The following is a 3,957-nucleotide window of genomic DNA, read 5'->3' on the forward strand; positions in this document are numbered from 1 at the left end:
CCGCAGACCGCCAGCGCCAGGACCACCCCGGCAAACCCCGGCAGGCTCGCCAGCAACGCGTAGGCGCCGGCCGTGGCCCAGAACAGCCAGGCCAGGGCACGCCGGGTGCCCAGGCGATTGACCAGCGGCCCGGCCCACAGCGACAGCAGCGCGGCAAAACCAAAGGCACTCATGATCAGCCAGCCGAGCCAGTGGGTCGGCACGCCGAGGTCGGCCACCAGCAACGGCCCCAGGGTGCCGACCGCGTAAAAGATCAGCATCGGCAGGGCCATGGCGGCGGTCAGTACCAGCCGCAACCCACCGCCGCGCGCCGTATTGCCCTCGCTCATCGTGGGACTCCCGTCGGCCGCGATGGCCAGTCGAAATCCAGCCCGGCCTCACCGCAGTTGTCCAGCAGTTGCCGGCCCACGGCGCTGATCAGGGCGTCGTCGGTGCCGTCGAGGATGTGGGTGGTGCGCGCGGTGCGGTAAATGCCCGACAGCGGCGACAGCTCACTCAGGCCCTCGGCGCCCATGATCTGGATCGCCGAGTCGGCCGCCATGCTCAGGGCCTGGGACGCCGCGACCTTGGCGATATTGACCTCGACGCTGTTGGCCACCCCGGCATCGTATTTATCGGCGGCGTCCTGCAACAGCGCACGGGCGCTGGCGATGGCCTGGTAGACCTGGAACACCCGCTGCCGCGCCAGTTGCTTGTCCCCCAGCCGCGCCTGCTGCCCGCGCGGCGAATGGATGCGCGCGCACATCAGGTCGAAGCAGCGCTGGGCCAGGCCCAGCCAGTGCACCGAGCGCAGCACCCGCCCCAGGCGCAAGCGCTCCTGCATCAGCGCCAGGCCCTGCCCCGCCTGCCCCAGCACATGGCTGGGGGGCAGCTTGACCTGACCGAAGAGCAACTCGCCCTGGCCGCAAAATCGCCCAAGGATCGACAGCGGCCGCACCACGCCAAACCCCGGAGCATCGCTGGGCACCAGCAACATCGAGAGCGCCCCTTCCAGCGGCCCCTCGGCGGTGCGCGCGATCACCGTGACCAGCGATGCACGCTCGGCGCGGCAGATAAACCACTTGCGCCCGCTCAGCAGCCAATGGCCGTCGACCCACTGCGCGCGGCTGCTCATGGTCGCCGGGATCGAGCCAATGCTGTCGGGCTCGGACATGCCGTAGCTGGACACCATCGACCCCGCCGCCAGGGGCGCGAGAAAGCGCCGGCGGATGTCTTCGCTGGCATGCCGGGTGAGCATGTGCAGGTCCAGGGTCGCGTCGTCGCCGAAGATCGCCGGCGCGTATTCCGAGCGCCCTTCCTGCTCGGCCACCGCCAGGTAGCCGCGCAGGCTGCTGAGCCGTCCGCCCAGGGCCTGGGGGTAGAAGCTGCCCCACAACCCGGCGGCTCGGGCCGCGGCGCTCAGCTCGGCCATGCGCCGCGCCGCCTGGCGCGGCTCACCGGCCAGTTCGGCTTCATGGGGCAGGATCCGCTCATCGACAAACTGCCGGACCTGCCGCGCCAGTTCGGCGCTGTCCTGGGGGGCGGCGACCGCCAGTGCACTCAACATGCGATGCCCGCCCCGCTTTCGAGAAACGCCACTTCGGCGGCCAGGGATTTCTTGTCGATCTTGCCCGCCGGGGTCAGCGGCAGTTGCCGGTAGAAGCGCAGGTATTCCGGCAGCTTGTTGACCTCCAGGCCCTGCTCGCGCAGGTAGTCGGTCAGTTCCGTCAGGGAGAAACGCGGCGCACCGTCGCGCAGGGTCACGCAGATGCACACGCGCTGGCCCAGGTCCGGATCGGGCACCGGAACGCAGGCCACGCTGACCACATCCGGGTGGCCGGTGGCCAGGGTTTCGATCTGCACCGGGCTGATATTGGCCCCGCCACGGATGATGATGTCCTTCTTGCGCCCGGAGAGAATCAGGTAGCCGTCGGCGTCGATATAGCCCAGGTCGCCGGTGTTGACCCAGCCTTCGGCGTCGCGGTATTGGGCGTCGAGTTCCGGGGCGTTGACGTACTGCATCGGGCTCAGCGGGCCCCGGGCCTTGATTTCGCCGATGCTACCCTGGGGCAGTTCCTGGCCGTGCTCGTCGAAGATCTTGATCGCGCAGACCGCCGGGTTCGGCCGGCCGACGCTGTAGAACACCACGTCCAGGGCATCGTCCAGGGTGTTATGGCAGTTCACCCCGTCCGCCGAGCCGTAGAGGCTGATAAAGCCGCAGCCGAAGGCCTCGACACAACGACGCACGGTGACCTCGTCGATCAGCGACCCGCCGCAGATCAGGCCCAGCAGGCTCGATTTGTCGACCTCGGCCAGACGCGCATCGGCGGCGATGCGCTGGAGCATGGTCGGCACCCCGAGGATATGGGTCGGCCGCAACTGCTCGATGGCCTCGATGGCCGCGCCGACATCGAACTGCGACAGCAGCGCAATCGAACCGCCGAGCCAGGACAGGCTGCCAAAGGTCGCGGTGGAGCCGAACGACGACCCCAGCGGCACCAGGTACAGGCCACGGAAGGTCGCGCCCTCGGGGTGGATGCGTTGCAGGAAACGGCCGCGACCGCCCACCAGCGCGTTGTGCGAATAGGCCACGAGCTTGGGTTCCGATTCGGTGCCGGAAGACACCAGCAGGCGCACCGGGGAATTGGCGCAGACCGTGGGCAATTGCGCGTCGCTCAGGGGCTCGGCCTTGAGCATCGACTCCAGGCTCAGCCAGCCGGCACGGGCCTCGCCCTCGACAATCAACACCCGCAGCGACAGCAGGGTCGGGCGCAGCGCTTCGATCACCTGGCACAGGTCGATCCCGGCGTACTCGGCGGGGACGATCACCGCCCGCGCATCGCAGCGGCGCACCAGGGCCTGGATATCCAGGCTGCCACGGCCCGGCGGGAATGGCGCAACCACCGCCCCCAGGGCGGCGGCGGCGAGGTCGATGGCGCAGCTGCGCCAGCTGTTGGTCAGTTGGTAGGCCACCACATCGCCGGCGACGATGCCCGAGGCGCGCAGGCTGGCGGCCATGCGCAGCGCCGCGTCATGCAGCTCGCCATAGCTGAGGGTGCCTTCGGCGCAGAGCACTGCGGGCTTGTGCGGCTCGCGCAGGGCGTGCTCGCGGAACAGTTGATACACCGAACGATTGGGGTAAGTGCCGTCGGATTCCCAGACACGGCGTACATCGGCGGGGACCAGATCAATAATGCCTGCGTTATTCATCGAAAACTCCAGTGAGCGTTGACCGAGGTATAGGAATTCACGCTTAAACACGTCTTCAATCGCCCGTCTTCAGCCAGCTGCGACAGGTCTTGTACGACCACGGAGGTCGGGATGTCGGCGTCGCCCAGCACCTGTTGCCAGGTAGCAGCGGATTGCGACGCCAGGGCACTGCGCAACGCTGCGTCCTGCCCTGAGGGGCCGGCGCTGAGGTCGCAGTCGAGTATTCGTGCCAGGCGCTGGAGCTGCTCCGGGGTCTGGCAGTCGATGGCCAGCAACCCGTCGAGGGTCGGGTACAGGCCCTTGAGCACCGAGTCCGGCGCCGGCTCGGCCTGCAGCAGCGGTTCGCACAACAGGTTGGCGGCGCCCAGCAGCGAGCTGTCGACGCGCACCGCCTGGCCACTGAGGGCACGCTGCAGCAAGGCGGCGCTGACGCCCTGGGCCGCGACCACTCCACCCAGCACATCGAGCACGGTGAACAGCGAACCGCCCGGGGTGGCCGAGGCCTGGCCGATGCGCTCGCCGACCCCGGACCAGGCCTGGACCATGAAATCGGTGCCCGGCAAGGGTTCGCCCGGGCGGTCATGGCCCCAGCCACCGGCGTAGGCGTACACCAGGCCCGGGTTGATCCGCGCCAGGTCGGCGCGGTCCAGGCCCAGCTCGGCGGCCTTGCCCGGCGCCCAGTTGTGCAGGAACACCGCGGCGTTGCGGACCCGCTCATACAACTCTTCACGACCGGCCGCCGACTTGATGTCCAGCTCGCGCACCTGC

3 protein-coding genes and 1 pseudogene are annotated in these 3,957 nt (G+C 69.0%); all 4 read right to left on the bottom strand.

The features are described 5' to 3' along the window. Positions 1 to 329, bottom strand: a pseudogene (locus tag CF161_RS11090) (MFS transporter); the annotation flags it as partial. Next, entirely contained in the window at positions 326 to 1,546 is a 1,221-nt protein-coding gene (locus CF161_RS11095) for an acyl-CoA dehydrogenase family protein (RefSeq protein WP_020296668.1), read from the bottom strand. The gene CF161_RS11095 and the pseudogene CF161_RS11090, both read right to left, overlap by 4 nt. Beyond that, complete coding sequence (locus CF161_RS11100) at positions 1,540 to 3,189, bottom strand: class I adenylate-forming enzyme family protein (protein ID WP_020296669.1); 1,650 nt, start codon at positions 3,187 to 3,189, stop codon at positions 1,540 to 1,542. Before CF161_RS11100 ends, CF161_RS11095 begins: the two co-directional genes overlap by 7 nt. Next, on the bottom strand, positions 3,186 to 3,957 hold a 772-nt coding region (locus CF161_RS11105), incomplete at its 5' end, for a CoA transferase (protein ID WP_020296670.1). The genes CF161_RS11100 and CF161_RS11105, both read right to left, overlap by 4 nt.

This window comes from Pseudomonas sp. CF161, from assembly GCF_000416215.1.
Lineage (GTDB): Bacteria > Pseudomonadota > Gammaproteobacteria > Pseudomonadales > Pseudomonadaceae > Aquipseudomonas.

What these genes read in the sequence shown, in the direction of transcription:
- CF161_RS11095 (WP_020296668.1), bottom strand. Translation starts at nt 1,546, where the DNA reads ATGTTGAGTGCACTGGCGGTCGCCGCCCCCCAGGACAGCGCCGAACTG.
- CF161_RS11100 (WP_020296669.1), bottom strand. Translation starts at nt 3,189, where the DNA reads ATGAATAACGCAGGCATTATTGATCTGGTCCCCGCCGATGTACGCCGT.